Source organism: Chromobacterium sp. ASV23, from assembly GCF_016428945.1.
Lineage (GTDB): Bacteria > Pseudomonadota > Gammaproteobacteria > Burkholderiales > Chromobacteriaceae > Chromobacterium > Chromobacterium sinusclupearum.
Map to the genome: position 1 here is coordinate 1 of NZ_JAELTR010000160.1, position 561 is coordinate 561.

1 pseudogene is annotated in these 561 nt (G+C 41.7%); it reads left to right on the forward strand.

Going from position 1 to position 561, the window contains the following annotated elements:
• Positions 1-561, forward strand: a pseudogene (locus tag JHD59_RS22065) (phosphomannomutase CpsG); the annotation flags it as partial.

Below are 561 nucleotides of genomic sequence, written 5' to 3' on the forward strand. Positions count from 1 at the left end.
TTAATCATCTACTTGGCTATATCAATTTAAAAGAAATAAAGCCATTGAAGCTGGTTGTGAATGCCGGCAATGGCGCGGCTGGTCATGTAATAGATGCGCTGGAAGAAACATTCAAAAAAACGGATGTGCCATTAACCTTCATCAAAATAAATCATGATGCAGACCACTCATTTCCCAATGGCATACCCAATCCTCTACTTCCAGAAAACCGTACGATAACCTCGGACGCAGTAAAAGAATATCAAGCTGATATGGGTATTGCATGGGATGGTGACTTTGATCGCTGCTTTCTTTTTGATGAAAATGGCCAGTTTATAGAAGGTTACTATATAGTTGGCCTACTAGCAGAGGCCTTCTTACGACTGAACCCTGGCGAAAAAATCATCCATGACCCAAGGCTAGTCTGGAATACTCGGGAAATGATCATCGCAAATGGTGGAGAACCTGTACAAAGCAAAACAGGCCATGCTTTTATCAAAGAAAGAATGAGAAGCGAAAATGCCATTTACGGTGGTGAGATGAGTGCCCATCATTACTTTAGAGACTTTGCCTATTGCGACA